This is a genomic window from Phycisphaerales bacterium (genome assembly GCA_040217175.1).
Taxonomy (GTDB): domain Bacteria; phylum Planctomycetota; class Phycisphaerae; order Phycisphaerales; family UBA1924; genus JAHCJI01.
In genome coordinates this window covers 629,965-646,462 of record JAVJNT010000002.1, presented here as the reverse complement: position 1 = coordinate 646,462, position 16,498 = coordinate 629,965, and the positions used below count along the sequence as shown (strand labels likewise).

Below are 16,498 nucleotides of genomic sequence, written 5' to 3'. Positions count from 1 at the left end.
GTACATCAGGATGGCGGATTTGCCAGTAACACGGCGCAATTTCCGCGCCAGTCCGCATGATCGCGCCCGTGTCGGTGAAAATCAGCCGGCGTCGCTTGACAAGAGCACGAAGCCGTCGAGCAGGACGCGGTCCTGGATCGCGCCGCCCAGGCCCTCGTCGACGCGGACCTCGAGCGGCCCCACCGAGCCGCCGGCCGGGTCAACAGGGGGCAGATCAATGGTGAACGTCGCCTGCGGCACGGCAGCGTTCAGCCGCTCGGTGAACGCGACGCGGCCGCCGACACGCACGGTGACGTCGCAGTCGCCCCACACGCGGCAATCGTCGCGGAGGCGGGCGCGGATGGCCACGCGGCGTACGTCCGTGGGGATGTCCCAGGCAGCCGAGACCGGGCCGATGAGCTCGATCGAGGCCGATCCGAGCAGTTCGCGGTCGGGGTCGCCCACTTCCGGCGGCAGCGTCCACGAAGAGATCCGCTGCCACCGCGGCTCGCCCAGCGCTGCCAGCGGCACGACGCCGCCGCTCTCGAAGGCCACCGCCAGCACCTCGTTCATCGTCAGAGAGGCAAGCGTCTGGTCGGGCGTGCCCACCGGCTCGGCCAGGTCGATGCTGACGCCATCGGGCACGGTCTCGAGCGCATCCACCGCGACGATCGAGCCGTCGCTCAGCCATACGCGTGAGCCGACCGGCTCTTCTTCTGGGTTTGCCAGCGTAATGGACGCGATCTCGCTGAGATCGAACGAGCGCGACTGCCCGTCGACGTCGAGCACCACGTCGGGCCACACGCGCTCGAGCAGCCCACGCGTCCGGTCGCCGTTGGAGAGCACCAGCACGTCGTTGAGATCGTCGTACTCGGCCGGCTCGGCCTCCTCGCGGAGCACGACGCGGCGCAGCGCCTCGAGCGGCACGCGCAGGTTGCCGAGCAGCGGCGTGCTCCAGGCGAGCCCCGTGTCGCCGCTCGCCCGCGCAAACTCTTCGGCCTGCGTCGTCGAGAGGAACACCGGCATGCCGACGAACCGCTGCCCGTCGGCTAGCTCCACCCAGCTATCGCGCGGCCGCGGCGCCCTGCCGCTGGGCTCCACCAGCGCGACGACCGATCCATCGAGCGGGGCGCTCGCCTCGCGGCCGGCGGACGTGTAGACCAGACGCCCCGGCTCGAAGCGCACGTCGGTCACGAGCGTGCGCTCCAGCTCCGCGTTGATGATCACGCGGTCGGGCGAGGCCTGCCCCTGCGCGCTCGACCACGCCCAGAGCAGGGCAAGACTCGTCGTGATCGCGCGGCGTCGTGTGTGCATCAAGTTCGGGCTCGGGCGTGGGGGCGTCACTTCTGGTAAATCGGCAGGTATCGCTTCGGCATTTGGAGCACGATCAGGGCCATGGCCGTCCCATAAGCCGTGCCCACGGTTCGGTCGGGCCACGACCCGTTGGGCTGCTGCAAGTCGATCAGCTCGCGGCGGACCGCGGGCCACCACGTCTCCCAGGCCTCTCCGCCCGCCAGGTACATGGCCTGGACGGCGTAGTAGTGCCCGTAGTAAAAATACCCTCGCCGCAGCCCCCGGCCCGGAAGCGCCTCGCGGATGAGATACTGCACGCCCGGGTCGATGGCCTCGTCGCCGAACTCGCCCGCGTAGTACAGCGTCGCGACGCCGGCGGCCGACCGCGGCCAGGCGCTCGTGCCCGCCCGCGACTGATAACGGAAGCCGCCGTCGGCGTTCTGGCACCGCTTGACGTACTCGACGGCGTTGTCGATGACCTCGCTGCTCACCTCGATGCCCGCGTTGCGCGCCGACCGCAGCGCCATGACCTGGCAGATCGTCACGCTCACGTCCGCGTCGTTGGGCACGGGGTTGTAACGCCAGCCGCCCTCGTCGTTCTGCGATCGCTCGATGAGCCGGACGGCCTTCACGAGCGCCTCGTGCAGCCGCTCCTGCAGCGCCTCGCTGCCCTGGCTCATGCCGTAGACCTCGCCCAGGAACAGCGCGGCGAACCCGTGCCCGTACATCGGGCTGGGCGCCTGGTCGTCGGCGAGCAGCCCGCTCTCACCCGAACGCTCGAGCACGTAGTCGAGCGCCCGCCGCACGACCTCGCCGTACTGGCCTCGGCCCGGCATCTGTCCGTCGGCCATGAACGCGAGCGCCGCCAACGACGTTACTGCCACGCCGCGTCCCCACGCACCATCGCCAAAGCTGCCATCGGCGTTCTGCTGGGCGGCCAGGAACGCCAGCCCGTCGGCGATCGTCTGGTCGAGCTGCGGCGTGATCTCGGTCAATGGCTGGCCCACGGGCGCATCGGCCTCCTGAGCCACCACCGGGCCCGTTGCAACCGCCGCGAGAACCATCGCCATCGCCGTTCGCGTCATTCGTTGTTCGCCTCCTCGGCCAGCCTGCGGTAGTACGCCTCAGTAATCGCACGATACACCGCGCTGTAGGCGTCCGACGAGCCCTGCTGCAGGGCCTCGCGCACCCGCGGCGGGAGCGCGCCCCACGTCGCACCCACGGCCGCCTCGTCGCCCAACGCGCCGCCCTGCTGGGCCTGCCTGCGGACGCCCTGCGGATCGGTGGTCGGCTGCTGCTGCTGTTCCTGCCCCTGCTCTTGCTGCTGCTGTTGCTGGGGGGCCTGTTGCTGTTGCTGCTGTTGGTCCTGTTGCTGTTGCTGCTGTTGTTGCTGCTGCTGGTTCTGCTGGTTGCGTGCCGCCTCGATGAGCTGGTCGAGTGCGGCGATCGCTTCCTCTTGCACACGTTGCGTGCCGATGCCCGTGCCGCCGTCGCTGTTCAGCCGCGTCGAGGCCCGCTCCATCAGGTCGACCGCGCGTAGGAACGCGCCCGCAAGCCCGCCCTCGAGCTCGCGGTCGAGATCGTCGTTGATCGGCGCTTCGCTCACGCCCGCCGGGTTCGTGATGCCCAGCAATTCATCGAGCGTTGGTTCGTCGGCGGGCTTCTCTTGCGCTGCTGGATCGTCTTGCTCGCCCGGCGTCGCTTCCTGCAACGCTTCGAGCATCGCAAACCCAAACGGCTGCGGCCGCTCACCAGCGGGCTCGGGCCGCTGCGGCTGCTCCTGCTGTTCACTCAGGCGCTGCACGAGGTCCTGCGCCACTTGGCTCAGCTCGCGTTGTAGCTCGCCCGCGTCGGCCAGGCGCTCGGGCCCGAGCACGCCGTCGTCGATCGCCCGCGTCATCTGCGCCGCCTCGACCTGCATGGTCCGAAGCAGCAGCAGTTCGGCCATCGGCGGCACGACGCCCTCTTCTTCGCCCTGCTGGCCCGGCTGCCCGGATCCCTGACCGCCCTGGTTGCCCTGGGCAAACTCCTGCTCGCCGCGCTGCGTGCTGCTGTCGAGCGCCTCGATCAGCCCCCGGAGCACGGTGATCACCGTGTCCTGCGCATACAGCGTGTCGCCCGAAACGGTGCTCGCCTCGAGCAAGTCGCCGGCGCGCGTCGCCGATCGCTCGATGCGATCGTGCGCGAGCTTGAACGCCGACGCCTCGTCGAGGCCCTCGGTCTTCTGGCGGACGTCCTCGAGCTCGGCCAGCAGCTTCCGCTGGCGTTCGCCCAGGCGGCGTACCAAAATCTTCTGCCGGCGCGAGAGCGCCTGGTCGGCGTACGAGCCCGACTCATCCCGCAGCGATGCCTGCGCCGCCAGCGCTTCTGCGTACGCCTTACGCAGCTCGCGGCGCTGCCGCTCCAGCTCGCGCTGCTGCGCCTGCTCGTCCAGCAGCCGGGCCTCTTCGAGCGCGGACTCAAGCCGCTCCAGGCTCGCCCGCTCCTGCAACAACGCCTCGGCGTCATCGATTGGCACCGACCGCAGCGCCACGATGGCCGCATCCTGCGCCTCGGCGGCGTCGAGCAGCTTCCGCGCGATGCCCGCCAGCGCTTCGTCGCCCGCCGCGCGGTCCTCGGCCAGCGCCGCGGTATCGCGCGAGAGGCCGATCATCGCACCATCGAGCCCGTCGAAGGTCTTCGACACCTGCGCGACCTCGAGCCGAGAGATCTCGCCCGATTGCCGCGCGATCAACGCCTCGATGGCCGCCGATAGCTCTGCCAATACGCGGCGCAGCTCGGCGTCGCGGTCCTGCCCGGCTTCGTCCAGCCGCTCGGTCATCTCTTCCAGCGCGTCGAGCGCCCGCTGCTGGCTCTGCTGGGCCGACGACATCTGGTTCTGCTGGGCCTGCTCGGCGGCCTGCTGCATCTCGCGCGGCGCCTCGCCCTCGCGGCCACGCTGGGCGGCCTCGCGCAGCGTCTCGGCGCGTGCCGAATCGTTCTCGGCGATGGCTTCGGCCCGCTCGGCGAGCTGATCGATCGCGTCCTGGGCGCGACGCGACAGTTCGGCCTGCCGCTGGGCGATCTGCTCGACCCGCGAGCGCGCCTCCTGCGAGAGCTCGTCGAGCGAGCGGCCGGCGTTGTCGGCCTCGGCCTGGCGTGTCTGTTCTTGCAGCTCGCGCTGCTGCTCGATCAGCCGGTCCAGGTCCCGTCGTGCCAGCCACTCGTCTTCATCGCGGCTCAGCAGCCCGACCAAACCGCCCAGCTCGTCGCGGACGCGCTCCTGCGCCCGCTGCGCCGCATCGCGCGATCGCTGCCGCTCTTCAGCGTCTTGCGACTCGCTCGAGTCGCCGAGCGCTGCCTCCGCCCGGTCCGATTGCTCGGCCGCAGCGTTCAGGTGCTCTTGCGACATCCGAAGCAACTCGGCGAGCGCTGCATCGTCGAGCGCGTTGCGTTCCATCCTGTCGGCGATCTCTCGTACGGACTCGGCCTGCCGCGAGAGCTGGCTCGTCAGGTCGCCCTGCTCGCGCGACAGATCGGCGTCGTCTTCCGCCGCCCTTGCTTCGCCGAGCTGCGCGGCCTCGTCCAGCACGTCGCGCTGTGCGCGGTCGAGCCGCTTGGCGCTCTCGCGCACGGCCGACATCTCGGCCCGCAATTGCTCGATGAGCTCGGTCTCGCCGATGATCCGCAGCCGCCGCGTGGCCGACTCGGTGGCGTCGCCGCCGCGAAGGTCGGTGGCCAGCGCGTGCACCAGCAGTTCATCGCCCGGCGTGAGGTCGAAGGCAGAGAGCTCGACGACGGCAGCGGCGCGGGCCTCGAGCGGCGCCGTCTCGTCGCGCCAGGTCGCGAGCGTCACGGCCTCGCCTACCGGTTCGGGCGGAGCGCCCTGGCTGCCGGCGGGCGGCGTGGCCCGCTGGGCCAGCAGCTCGACCGAGACCAGGCCGAAGTCGTCGCGACCCTCGCCCACCATCGGCAGCGTCGCCGTGGGCAGCACCGACTCGTCCTGCCCGGGCTCGAGCACCGCCGCCGTCGGGTCGGCATCCGCAAGGACGTCGAGCGCGATGACGAGCGGTCGCGTCGATGGAATACCCAGTTCGTCGCGCAACTCGATCGAGAGCAACGCAGGCACGTTCGCACCGATGCGAACGATCGCGCCCAAGCCGTCGTCCATCGGCTCGATGCTCGATGCGACCAGCTCGCCGGTCTCGTCGGAGGCGTCGACCGAGAGCTCCGGCGCGGCCGCCGTGCTGAATCGAAGGTCGAACTCAACGCTCGAACCGGCCAGCACGGGCCCGAGCACGGCAGTGTCCTCGCCGCCCATCGCCAGCGGCACGCGTTCGCGTCGCTCGCCCAGGCCCAGCACGCGCCCACTCGAGGCACGCTCCGCATACGCCGGCGGCTCGACGAGTGCGCTCGCGCGGACCACCCTCGGCGGGCGCACGAGCTCGACGGTCGTCGTCGCCGTGCGATCATCGCGCGTCTCCAGCCACAGCTCCATCGTCACGCGCTGGGTCTGGCGGAGCGCCTCGGCCGCCGGGTTCACCAGCCGTTCGAAGACCTCCGGGACATCACCGGCCTCGGGCGCACCCTGGCTGGTGAGCATCAGCTTCTGCGGTGCGCCGCCGTCGAGCGTGTACCACGCCTCGACGCGCGTGCGGCCGACGGGGCGATCCGTTCGCGTGAGCTCACCGCGGATCGCGATGGGGTCTCCCAGCGGGTGGAACGCCGGAAGCTCCGCGAGCTCGATCGCCGTGCGAGACGGCCACTTCACGCCCGTCCAAGGCGCGAGCACGCGCTGGGTGGCGAGTGCGGCAGGCCCCGGGCGAGTGACCCAGAACGCCACGATGGAGCTCGCGACCAGCAAGAACACGCCCACGGCTTGCAGCGTCGGCGGCCGCTTCATCATGTCCGGCAGCGCATCGCGCGAGAGGTTGTCGATGAGGGGTTCGTATCGCGGCTCGAGCGAGCCCGACCGCGCGAGGTCCGTCGCCGAAGCCAGCCTGCCCTTCAGCTCGGGGCGTCCGTTTTCCAGCCGCAGCGCCAAGTCGGTCAGGCTCGGGTGCATCCGTAGCGCGGGCCATACGAGCTTGACGAGCGCCCACGCCATCACCGCGATCCCGCCGAACAGCGCGGCGTAGCGCACCCAGCTCGGCAACCGGAGCGCGTAGTCGAGGAGCGCCACCAGCACGAGGCCGCCGAGCACCCCCGCGAGCGCCCAGCCCAGCCGGCGCGACACCAGCAGCACCTTCGCCTGACGGCGGATGCGCGACAGGCGGGAGAGCAACCGCTTCGCGCTGGCGTGTCCGGCGTGCGTGCTAGCCATGACTCGGGCTCCCATCCTGGCGGTCGGCCTGATTCGCGACGGCGATCGCTCCTTCAGGCTATCGGTTCAATCTGCACGTGCCTGACAGGTCCGCCGCCCATCAGGGATACGTGCAGCCCGGCCCGACGTTCCCGCACGAACGTCACCGCCCGGTCACGAATGCGGGCCCGCCCGAACGAAGGCGCTCGCCGCGACCACCGCAGCCGTTCCGATCCGCAGAACGTGCGGCCCGAGCGACACAGCGGGCAACCCCGCTGCATCCGCCATGCTTCGCTCGGCGTCCGAAAAACCACCCTCTGGGCCGACGAGCACGTGGATGCCGCTCGCGGGCGTACCCGCCGCCACCCGGCCTAGGACATCCCCTGCCGCTTCGCCTTCCGCGCTGGCGATCACGGCGTTCGGCAGCTTCAGGGCCGCCTCGAAGGGCAGTCCCTGGTCAATCTCCAGGAACCACGGCCGCCCGCACTGCTTCGCCGACTCGTGGGCGATCCGCACGAGGCGCTCGATCTTGCCTTGCCGAGGCTCTCGCTCGCTCCGCTGGGTGTCCAGCGGGCGCCAACCAGCCGCCCCGACCTGGCTGAGCTGATCGATCATCGTCTCGAGGAGATCGCCCTTCGGGGCCGGGCTCAAGACGTGGACGGCCGGCTCGGGAGGCGGGCGCCGGCGATGCTCGGCGATCCTGACCAGCAACCGCCAGGAGGTCTTCGGACCGTTCTTATCGGAACCTTCGACGACGGCTTCGGCCGTGCCGCCCGCCCCATCCATAAGGATGAGCCGCTCGCCCGGCTCCATCCGTCGCACCCGCACGGCGTGGCGGGCCTGCTCGCCCTCGATGGCCATCTCGGCCTGGCCCGGGTCAAGTCGATCGACGATGAGGTGGTGCATGGCTGGGCTCGTCAGATGGGTACTACGTTTGGATAGTGGTTCTCGGACGGAGCTTTCGTAGGTCCGAGATCTTCAGACGCGGCCAGATTCGGCCGATGAACGCTGCGGCCCATGGCACACCACGCCGAGGACATCTCGAAGATCGAGGATATCGGCGAGCGCCTCGACGCCTTGCTCGATGCGCTCGAGGAATCTTCGGAAGAGGTCGCGCGCGCCAGTTCTTCGCTGGAAGACGACGCCCCGCCGCCTCCACGCAAGAAGCCTGAGCAGCCAAAGCCTGCTCCAGAGTCGACCCCCGAGCCAGCATCTGCAGCACCGACCGAACCCGAGCAAGCAGATGTCGCCCCGACCGAAGAATTGCCCGAGGAATCGCCCGCAGAAGAGCCCGCAGCAGAGGCGGACGATGGGCCCGTCATCGACGACGGCCTCTTGATCGAGCCGGAGGCGCAGGCCCCCCCGAACCCTCCGAGCAACGACGTCGACGGCGCCCCCGTCGGCTCCGATGACCTCGAGCGCGAGCTCGACGAGGAACTGGCTTCCCTGCTCGCGTCGGGCGTGTTCGAGGACCCCGTCGGCGAGATGGGGACGGACGAGTCGGCCGATCCGGTCGAATTGCCCGACGAAGACCCCGACGCCGATGCAAGGGCGAAAGCCGAGTTGCTCCAGTCGCCCTCGGAGCCAGAGCGCAAGCCCAACCTGCCGACCGACGAGGCCGAACTCATCGGCGAGCTCGACGAGCAGCTCGCGGCGCTGGCCGATGCCCAGCTCGAAGCCGACGAACCCGCCCCTGAACCGGTCGCTCCTTCGCCCGAACCCCAGATCCAAGCCGAGCCGGCCGAGCCGAAGGCTCCCGAGCCCGAGCCAGCAGCAGCACCGGCGCCCGAGCCCGCGACCGCTGAGCCCGCACCGGCGCCCGCGGCGGCCAGCGCTCCCGCCGTCGACAAGCCCGCGTGGCGCGCTGCGGCCGACCGCGTGCTGGTGGTCGCCGGTCCGGTCGTGGTCCGGGTGACCAAGCAAACGGGCGAGGCCTTGATCGTCGGCGCCCGACGCGCGAGCGCTCCGCTCGACAGCAAGCCGCAGCTCAAGCAGATCGTGGGATGGGTGGCGCTCGTGCAGGCGTTCCTTGCGACGTGTGTCTGGGTGTACCTGGCGCTGTGGCACAACCCGCCCCATCCGCCAACGACGCCGCAGCCGTCGCTCCAGGCGCCGGCCGATGGCTGACGCCTAGTCGCTTGCCAGCTTCGTGCGGACGTGATTGGGTCCGGTGAATGTCTTGTGCACCGGACACATGTCGGCGATCTCGGCGAGCCGGTGTCGCTGCTCGTCGCTCAGCTCGCCGATGGCGCGGATCGTGCACTCGATGACGCTGACCATGCCATCCTCCTGCTCGCAGTCTTCGCAATCCTGGGCGTGCACGCGGTCGTGCGACAGGTCGAGCTCGAGGCGCTCGAGCGGCCACTGCTTGCGGTCGGCGTACATGCGCACCGTAATGGCCTTGCACGCCCCGAGCGACGCGAGCAGCAGCGCATACGGATCGGGGCCGTTGTCCGACCCGCCCACGCCCTCGGGCTCGTCGGCGACGAGCGTGTGTCCGCCCGCGGTGATGTCGGTGTGGTAGCGGTCCTTGCCGATGGTGACCCGAATGACGCGAGGCTCTGCCATGGATGAACTCCTTGGCAGAGCCTACGTCACGATCCGAGGGGAGATGGGCGTCGGTCTCAGCCGCCGCCGCCCGGATCGCTCGGGTCGCTCGTGATGATCCGCCCGCCGACGACCGCGCTCACCGGCTGCTGGCCGAAGCCGTCGATGGTCGAGATTCCGGTGTCCACGCCCATGGTGACGTAGCGACGGCCTTCGATGACGGCGCTCAGCCGCCGCGTCGGCCAATACGTATAGCCCACGATGCCGCGGTGCACGTAGTCGGGCGCCCGCACGATGAGCGTGCCCTTGAAGTAGCGGATCGACGCACGCGAGTTCTCGATCCAGTGATCGGGCTCCACGAGGTCTTCGATGAGGCTGATGATCTCGTCGGCGCGTTCCTCGATGGGGCGCTCGTCGAGCTCGTTGTCGCCCTCGCCGCCGGTAAAGGGGCTCTGCCCGCCGCCGCCCTGGCTGGCCTGCAGCGCTTGCTGCAGGTCGATGGTCGGCACCTCGGGATACTCGGGCAGCACGAGCAGCAGATCGTTGATGTCGTAGATCTCGGTGCGGTTGAAGCGGTTCAGGCGGCTCGTCGGGCCCACTTGCATCTCGCCCCACTCGGTCATCTGCCAGTTGTTGCCGCCGCCGAAGACATCCTCGGCCTTGGCAAGCACGCGCTCGAGCACGGTGATCGCCGGCAGGTTCTCAACGTTCAGCGTGATGGTCTGCTCGGGGTCCAGGCCGGTGCCGGTGCGCTCGTCGAGCCAGAAGATCTCGAGGGTGGCGCCGGTCTGCTGCACGATGTAGTTCATCACGTCGCGCAGGGGTTCGTCCTGGAAGCTGGCGGTCAGCGGCCGCATCATGCGAGACAGCGTGACCCGTTCGGGTCGGCCGCCCTCGACCACCTGGGCCGGCGCGCCCGCCTCGCGAGTCGAGGTGGTGCCGGTCGGGCTCTGCTGGGCGGCGGCCGACGCCGCGAGCAACGCGGCCAGGCCGATGGCGGGGGCGGTGCGGGACGAACTCAGGCGACGCATGTGGTGCCTCCTTTTATCGGACAGGCTTCGGGCGAGCCATCCGCTCGATCCAGGCCGGACGGACGCAGCGCGTCCGTGCGTCGGCGTGGCGGGCTCGCCCGAGAAGCCCTCGTGGGTGCCCCGATGGGGCGGGTGCGGCGTGCCGGCCGCCCTCCATCGTATCGGCGACTCCGGGCCGCCGGTTCTGGGCGCCATCTGGTACCACGCGGGCGGGGCAGCGGTTGCGGGGGGCGGTCGATGGCGGTGCCGCCGCGAGTTTTGACGCGGACGCGCCACGCTTTGTTCCACGATGGGTGGAAGTACGCCGGATCCGGCCCTCCGAGCCGTCGAGCGATCGGCGAAACCTGCGCGTGAAACAAATTTCGTGCGGATTAGAAGGATCGGGCAAAGCCCGCGGCTCGTGCTGCCGAAACAAGGTGTGCGAGCCAAGGCACGGACGCCGGCCCGCCGTCAACGAAGCAACGTCCAGATTCGAGGCATGGGCCCCGCAGTGGGGGTGCGCGATGGTCGCGCGCTCGTCGGAGGGCTCGGTCGTGCGTCAAAGGTGCCGCGCGGCCACACGGAAAGTAGGAGCATCACGCGCATGAACAGCTTCATCAACAATTCGCCGGCCACGACCCCGTTCGGTGTCGGCACCCCGTTCACCCCGTCGTTCTCGTCTCCGTTCACCAGCGGCTTCGGCCAGATTGGGACCCCCATGTTCACGAACAGCTTCAGCAACAGCTTCGGCACCCCCTCCTTCGGCGGCTTCGGCCCCTTCACCACGCCCTTCACCAACTCGTACAACGGCCCGTCGTTCGGCGGCCAGTTCTCGCCCTTCAGCGGCTTCGGCTTCGGCCAGCCCTCGTGGAACCAGGGCTTCGGCTCGCCCACCAGCTCGTTCTACGGCGGCTCGTATGGCTCGCCCGTGAGCCCGTTCGGCTACACGCCCTTCAGCAACATTCCGTTCGGCTTCAACTCGTTCGGGCAGCAGCCCTTCGGCGGCTTCTCGCCGTTCACCACGCCCTTCTCCAGTAGCTTCTCCAACAGCTTTGGCAGCGGCTTCGGCGGCCTGCCGCAGAACGACTGGTCGATCTTCGGTGGTCGCTTCGGCGGCTTCCCGGGTTCGTTCACCAGCCCGTTCGCATCGAGCTTCGGCACCCCGTTCTACGGCTCGTTCGGCAGCCCCTTCGGCTTCCAGACCGGTTGGGACTCGGGCATCACCGGCTTCTCGCCGATCGGCAGCAGCTTCGTCTCGCCGTTCGCCGGTAGCTGGAGCCAGCCCGCGTGGAGCGGCTTCTCGCCGATCACCTCGAGCTACACCGCTCCGTTCACCTCGCCCATCGGCCAGACCACCGGCTTCGGCGGCGTGCCCACGACCGGCTTCGGTGGCATTGGCGGCTTCAGCGGCACCAGCAGCAACGGCACCGGCGTGACCGGCACCAGCGGCCAGGGCTTCTCCGGCTACTCGCCCGCGACCCCCGTGACCAGCGGGAGCAGCTCGAGCACCGGCATCGGCAACGGCACGCTCAACCCCGCCCTGAACACCAGCTTCGGCTTCGGCCAGAGCAGCTTCACCCCGACGAGCGTCGGGAGCTACGGCACCATCCCGGCGCAGCTCGTGGCCGGCCAGTTCGGTGGCCAGTTTGGCGGTCAGTTCAACGGTCAGGGCTGGAACGGCCCGATCAACGGCGTCACCCCGAACCAGTTCACGGGCCAGCCGATCTTCCAGACGGCCTTCCCCACGGGCGTCCCGGGCTTCCAGGCCCAGGGCTCGCACGGCACCCCGGGCGAGCTGCGCAACGCCGCCGGCACCACGATCAACGTGAGCCAGCGCGACGCCGCCTGATCACGTCACGACATTTCTTCTTCGGCAGGCCCGCGTCCCCAAGGCGTGGGCCTGTTTTTTTCACTCCCACTCGATCGTTGCGGGCGGCTTGCTCGAGATGTCATACACCACGCGGTTGACGCCGCGGACCTCGTTGATGATGCGGTTGCTGATGCGTCCCAGCACGTCGTAGGGCAGGCGCGCCCAGTCGGCGGTCATGAAGTCTTCGCTCTCGACGGCGCGCACGGCCACGGCGTTCTCGTACGTCCGCCCGTCGCCCATGACGCCCACGCTCTGCACCGGCAGCAGCACGGCAAAGACCTGGCTCGTCTGTCGATAGAGCTGGGCCGAGATGATTTCTTCCAGCAGGATCTCGTCGCACTCGCGCAGCACGGCCAGCTTGTCGCGGGTCACCTCGCCCAGCACGCGCACCGCCAGGCCCGGGCCCGGGAATGGGTGCCGCCAGACCATCTGGCTCGGCAGGCCGAGCACTTCGCCGAGCGTGCGGACTTCGTCCTTGAAGAGGTCGCGCAGTGGCTCGACGAGCGCGAATCCGAGCTCGGCCGGCAGGCCGCCCACGTTGTGGTGCAGCTTGATGGTGGCCGAGACCCCGCCGTGGCCCTGGCCGCTCTCGATGACGTCTGGGTACAGCGTTCCCTGGGCCAAGACGGTGGCGCCGGGGATGTCCTTGGCGGTGTCCTTGAACACCTCGATGAAGCGATGGCCGATGAGGCGACGCTTCTCTTGCGGGTCGGTCACGCCCTCGAGATCGCCCAGGAAGTCGTCGGCTGCGTCGACGACGCGCAGATCCGCGTCGAAGTGGTCCTTGAACGTCGTCTCTACGAGCTCGCGCTCCTTCTTGCGGAGCAAGCCCGTATCGACGAACACGCACGTCAGCCGGTCACCGATCGACTTGTGGAGCAGCGCGGCGCACACCGCCGAATCCACCCCGCCCGACAGGCCGCAGATGACGCGCTGGTCGCCGACCGCCTCGGCGATGCGCTCCTGCTGGGCCTGCGCGAAGTCGGCCATGCGCCACGTGCCCTTGCAGCCGGCAATCTCGAAGAGGAAGTTCCGCAGGATGTCAACGCCGTGGGGCGTGTGCGTCACCTCGGGGTGGAACTGCACGCCGAAGAACCGGACGCCGTCGTGCTCGTGGGCGACGGCGGCGGCGGGGCAGGTGGGCGTCCTTGCCAGGATCTTGAAGCCGTGGCTCTTGAGCTCGCTGATCTGGTCGCCGTGGGACATCCACACGGTGGTCTTGCTGGGGATGGCGCCCAGCAAGCCGCTCGGCTCAAGCACGTCGAGCGCCGCGCGCCCGAACTCGCGGTGGTCGGCCTTCTCGACGTGCGCGCCCAGCTGGTGGCAGGCGACTTGCATGCCGTAGCAGATGCCAAGCACCGGCAGCCCCATGCCCAGGATGCCCTCGGCCAGGGACGGCGCGCCGGGGTCCTCGATGCTGGCCGGCCCGCCCGAGAGGATGATGGCCTTGGGGCTTGCCTCGGCAAGCTCGGCCGCGGTGGCCTTGGGCGAGACCATCATCGCGCACACGCCAAGCTCTCGACATCGGCGGGCGATGAGCTGGGCCGTCTGCGAGCCAAAGTCGACGATCAGGACGACTTCGTCATGTGGGGTCGGGATCATCAGGGACTGCCTCCACGCGATGGGGAAGCGCGAAGCATATGCCGGCAGGTCCCTCGCCCGCGTTGGCTACGGTTGGCCATGCGGACGGTTCGCACCACCATCTCGGTTGGCGCCCTCGCGATGGCGGGCTGCAATGCCTCGTTGCCAGCCGACTTCGAGGCGCCCGACGCCGGCTCGCGCATCCGGGCGGTCATCGCCACGGCCCGGCAGCCCACGCACGAGGACCTGACCCAGATGGTGCGGGCGCTCAACTCCGACGACCCCGCCCTGCGGTCCCTCTCCATCGCCGCCCTCCAGCGGACGGCCGGAGACCGCTTCGGCTACGATGCCTGGGCCCCAGAGCCCGAGCGCCGGGCGGCGATCGACCGATGGAAGCGGTGGCTCGACGAACGCAAGGGCTCGGGCCCGGCGGCGTCGACGACACCCTGAGTTGGCCGCGGAGTGCACCCCCTTTCCATGACCGACACCCTACCCAAAGAGGTCACGCAGTCGCCCCCGGACATCCTGCTCCGGGTTGTCAGCGACGTGCGATACCTGGCCGGCGCACGCGAGATGGTGGCCGGCGTGGCCAAGCGCCTGGGATTCAGCCACGACTCCAGCTCCCACCTGGCCCTGGCCGTCGACGAGGCGCTCTGCAACGTCATCCGCCACGGATACAAGCAGGACCTCGGCAGGCCGATCTGGGTGAAGATCTGGCCGCTGCACGACGACGGCGAGCACGGGCCGGGCATCTGCATCGTCATCGAGGACGAGGCCCAGCAGATCGACCCGAGCAAGATCCAGGGCCGCGACCTCGACGACGTCCGCCCCGGCGGGCTGGGCGTGCACATCATCCGCCAGGTGGTCGATCGGGCCGAGTATGCTCCGAGGCAGGAGTCGGGCATGAGCCTCACGCTCGTGAAGCGCACCGACGGCCCCAGCGCCCAGCGGACCAAGGCCCTCTCGGGCGGGTGCGACGACGGCGCGTGCGGGTGCGACGGGCCATCTCGGCCGGCGACGGACAAGGGCGGACCGACTCGATCGGCTGGAGGGTGAGCGTGAGCGACGATCGTGATGGCAACGAGATCGACATCCGTCCCGAGGGCGAGAAGGCCGTGGTGGTCAGCTTGTCGGGCGAGGTCGACATCGTCCGATCGCCCGACCTGCAGATGGCCCTGCAAGACGCAGTCGGCCGCACGCCCAAGGGCGGCGGCGTGGTCGTCGACCTCTCGGGCGTGACGTACATGGACAGCTCGGGCGTGGCCACCTTGGTGCGAGGCCTGCAGCTCAGCCGCAAGAAGGGCGCGGGCCTGGTGCTTTGCGGCCTGCAAGACCGCGTGCGCTCGATCTTCGAGATTGCGCGCCTCGACACGGTCTTCCCGATTGCCGGCTCGCTCGACGAGGCCATCAAGACGACGTCGGCGGTGTAGGCATGACGCGGCTGCTCGGGTTCGTGGGCGGCATCGTGGTCGACACCGTCGACCACATGGGCGACATGCTCGTCCTGCTGGCCCAGGCCACGGTGTGGCTCGTGCGGTCGGTGCTCGATCCGCGGATTCGTCTTGGCTCGTCGGCCCTCAACACGCAGATCATCCGCGTGGGCGTGCGATCCATCGCCATCATCTGCCTGGTGTCGGCCGCGGTCGGGCTCATCCTCAGCCTGCAGATGGCCCCGCCGCTGGACGAACTGGGCCAGAAGGACAAGCTGGCCAACATCATCGGCGTGGCCGTGCTGCGCGAGCTTGGGCCGCTCATCAGCGCCATCGTGCTCACCGGCTACGCCGGCGCCGCTATCACCGCCGAGATCGGCACGATGGTCGTGGGCGAAGAGATCGAGGCGCTCGAGGCGCACGCGCTCAACCCCGTGCGGTTCCTCGTCGTGCCCCGCGTGTTTGCCACGTGCACGTGCATGGGCGCGCTGGGCGTGTTTGCAAGCCTGGTCTCGATCACCGCGTCGATCGGCGTATCGATCCTCGTCATCGACCTGCCCTTCGTTGTCTACTGGGAGAACCTGCTCTTCCAGGTCAAGGTCGTCGACTTCCTGACGGGCGTGGCCAAGAGCCTCGTGTTCGGCCTGCTCATCGGCGTCATCGCCTGCCTCAACGGCCTGCGTGTGACCGGCGGCGCCGCGGGCGTCGGCGCCGCGACCACGCGCACGGTGGTCGAGAGCGTGGTTGCGGTGGTCATCGCCGACCTCGTGTTCACGGCGATGTTCTACGCCTTGGGGCTGTTCTAGAGCAACCTCCGGCCAGCCGATTCGGTACCAACATTCGTGGCTCGCTGGATACGACGATCTTTCTTGTGCATCGCCCTGGGCTTTGTCACGGCGTGGCTCGTGGCGTGGGGTCTCACGATTGCCCTGTGGGCAGGATGGTTACAACCCGCACCTGCCTGGGTCGCGCGCGGCGTCGGTGTCGTTCAGCCTTGGCTCCTCGAACATCAGATGCACGGGCGCCCCGGCCTTGAGGGCGAGTCGTGGAGTGGGAATCGGCTCGATCGCACGTATCTCGGTGCCGAGTACCACCAGCGTGAAGCACAGCGGGTACTGAAAATGGGCGGGGCGGCGTACGCCGAAGTACGGGAGCGTGAACTCCGGGATTTCGCAACCCAGATCGAGGCGGTCATGAACAAGCCGCAGGGCAGCCTGACCGATCCGCTCGATAATCTGACGGCGATGCTGCCACCCATTTAGCGGATCGACGACCAGATTGCATCGTTTCCCCCGCCGAGCCTCGAAAGCCGCATGTCCGGGATGCAGGGGGAGAGCTTCTACGCCGGAATCATGCGTGCCGGCTGGCCATTGCCGATGCTCGAGGGGATCACGGGGTTCGAGGCAACGTCCGCCGGATCCGCCTACTAGCAGACCGAGTTCGAGAGTGGCCTGATCACGATCGACGCGCTCAAGCGCACGCCTCCCATCGGCGCGCAGCCCGTAGC

Annotated in this window: 14 protein-coding genes; 7 read left to right on the top strand and 7 right to left on the bottom strand. The window is 69.4% G+C overall.

What is annotated here, in order from left to right; genetic code table 11:
- Positions 1–81: 81 nt before the first annotated feature.
- The 4 genes from RIA68_09900 to RIA68_09885 form a co-directional block, all read right to left on the bottom strand.
- Positions 82–1,293, bottom strand: a complete 1,212-nt coding sequence (locus RIA68_09900; GenBank protein MEQ8317757.1) for a hypothetical protein — start codon at positions 1,291–1,293, stop codon at positions 82–84.
- 26 nt (positions 1,294–1,319) lie between these two features.
- On the bottom strand, positions 1,320–2,357 hold the full coding sequence (locus RIA68_09895) for a terpene cyclase/mutase family protein (GenBank protein MEQ8317756.1): 1,038 nt from the start codon (positions 2,355–2,357) through the stop codon (positions 1,320–1,322).
- The gene (locus RIA68_09890; GenBank protein MEQ8317755.1) at positions 2,354–6,574 is read right to left on the bottom strand and encodes a hypothetical protein; all 4,221 of its coding nucleotides are present in this window, start codon (positions 6,572–6,574) and stop codon (positions 2,354–2,356) included. The genes RIA68_09895 and RIA68_09890 overlap by 4 nt, the downstream gene beginning before the upstream one ends.
- A 153-nt stretch (positions 6,575–6,727) precedes the next feature.
- Positions 6,728–7,459: an RsmE family RNA methyltransferase gene (locus tag RIA68_09885; GenBank protein MEQ8317754.1), complete on the bottom strand. Its 732-nt coding sequence runs from the start codon at positions 7,457–7,459 to the stop codon at positions 6,728–6,730.
- A gap of 111 nt (positions 7,460–7,570) precedes the next feature.
- Here RIA68_09885 and RIA68_09880 point away from each other — a divergent pair, with 111 nt between their 5' ends.
- Entirely contained in the window at positions 7,571–8,680 is a 1,110-nt protein-coding gene (locus tag RIA68_09880) for a hypothetical protein (GenBank protein ID MEQ8317753.1), read from the top strand.
- 3 nt (positions 8,681–8,683) lie between these two features.
- Here the strand turns inward: RIA68_09880 and RIA68_09875 are convergent, their stop codons facing one another.
- Together RIA68_09875 and RIA68_09870 are read right to left on the bottom strand one after the other, a co-directional pair.
- Positions 8,684–9,121 carry an OsmC family protein gene (locus tag RIA68_09875; protein ID MEQ8317752.1) on the bottom strand — a complete coding sequence of 146 codons (438 nt, stop codon included), beginning with the start codon at positions 9,119–9,121 and terminating at the stop codon, positions 8,684–8,686.
- A gap of 56 nt (positions 9,122–9,177) precedes the next feature.
- Positions 9,178–10,131 carry a hypothetical protein gene (locus RIA68_09870; protein MEQ8317751.1) on the bottom strand — a complete coding sequence of 318 codons (954 nt, stop codon included), beginning with the start codon at positions 10,129–10,131 and terminating at the stop codon, positions 9,178–9,180.
- Between the two features lie 583 nt (positions 10,132–10,714).
- Here RIA68_09870 and RIA68_09865 point away from each other — a divergent pair.
- Positions 10,715–11,959, top strand: coding sequence for a hypothetical protein (locus RIA68_09865; GenBank protein ID MEQ8317750.1), 1,245 nt, complete (start codon positions 10,715–10,717; stop codon positions 11,957–11,959).
- A 60-nt stretch (positions 11,960–12,019) separates the two neighbouring features.
- Here the strand turns inward: RIA68_09865 and guaA are convergent, their stop codons facing one another.
- A complete protein-coding gene (guaA, locus tag RIA68_09860) occupies positions 12,020–13,582 on the bottom strand; it encodes a glutamine-hydrolyzing GMP synthase (protein MEQ8317749.1) in 1,563 nt (520 codons plus the stop codon).
- Between the two features lie 78 nt (positions 13,583–13,660).
- Here guaA and RIA68_09855 point away from each other — a divergent pair, with 78 nt between their 5' ends.
- From RIA68_09855 to RIA68_09835, 5 genes are all read left to right on the top strand, one after another.
- Positions 13,661–14,011, top strand: coding sequence for a hypothetical protein (locus tag RIA68_09855; protein ID MEQ8317748.1), 351 nt, complete (start codon positions 13,661–13,663; stop codon positions 14,009–14,011).
- Between the two features lie 27 nt (positions 14,012–14,038).
- Positions 14,039–14,617 carry an ATP-binding protein gene (locus RIA68_09850; protein ID MEQ8317747.1) on the top strand — a complete coding sequence of 193 codons (579 nt, stop codon included), beginning with the start codon at positions 14,039–14,041 and terminating at the stop codon, positions 14,615–14,617.
- Positions 14,618–14,619: 2 nt separating this feature from the next.
- The gene (locus tag RIA68_09845) at positions 14,620–14,991 is read left to right on the top strand and encodes an STAS domain-containing protein (protein ID MEQ8317746.1); all 372 of its coding nucleotides are present in this window, start codon (positions 14,620–14,622) and stop codon (positions 14,989–14,991) included.
- Positions 14,992–14,993: 2 nt separating this feature from the next.
- Positions 14,994–15,797, top strand: coding sequence for an ABC transporter permease (locus RIA68_09840; protein MEQ8317745.1), 804 nt, complete (start codon positions 14,994–14,996; stop codon positions 15,795–15,797).
- A 63-nt stretch (positions 15,798–15,860) separates the two neighbouring features.
- Complete coding sequence (locus RIA68_09835) at positions 15,861–16,253, top strand: hypothetical protein (protein ID MEQ8317744.1); 393 nt, start codon at positions 15,861–15,863, stop codon at positions 16,251–16,253.
- Positions 16,254–16,498: the final 245 nt, after the last annotated feature.